General features: G+C 47.7%; 1 protein-coding gene. It reads right to left on the reverse strand.

The window, feature by feature from the left end; all coding sequences use genetic code 11:
- Window positions 1-732 (reverse strand): enoyl-ACP reductase FabI (locus HMPREF9065_RS10210; RefSeq protein ID WP_021615922.1); only part of this gene is annotated, 732 nt, incomplete at both ends.

Here is a 732-nt window from a genome sequence, read left to right on the forward strand (position 1 = left end):
CCATGGCGGTGATGCTGAAACCGGCATCAACATGGACGATTTCACCGGTGATGCCGGAGGCTAAATCAGAACATAAGAACGCCGCAGAGTTACCCACATCTTCGATGGTCACGGTGCGGCGTAATGCAGCGGTTTTCTCGAATGTTGCCAACATTTTCTTAACGTTTTTAATGCCGGAAGCCGCTAAGGTACGAATCGGGCCTGCGGAAATAGCGTTCACGCGAATGCCATCTTTACCTAAATCGGCTGCCATCACACGAGTTGCCGCTTCAAGAGAGGCTTTGGCTAAACACATCACGTTGTAGTTTGGAATCGCACGTTCTGCACCTAAATAGGACAGCGTTAATAATGCCGCATTTGGATTCAAATACGGACGTGCCGCTTGCGCCATTGCTACGAAACTGTAGGCACTGATGTCGTGAGCAATACGATAACCTTCACGGGTTGCTGCATTGACATAGTCGCCGTCTAATTGATCACCCGGTGCGAATGCGATGGCATGCACGAAACCATCGAATTTATCCCAATGTTTGCTTAATTCTGCAAAGCAGTTTTGAATGCTTTCATCGGTAGCAACGTCTAACGGAAGCACGATGTTTGCGCCAAATTCTTTGGCAAATTCTTCAACACGTGGTTGTAATTTTTCATTTAAATAAGTGAAAGCCAATTCTGCGCCTTGCTCTTTCATCGCTTTTGCGATGCCGTAGGCGATAGAACGATTGCTGGCGAGAC

Source organism: Aggregatibacter sp. oral taxon 458 str. W10330, from assembly GCF_000466335.1.
Lineage (GTDB): Bacteria > Pseudomonadota > Gammaproteobacteria > Enterobacterales > Pasteurellaceae > Aggregatibacter.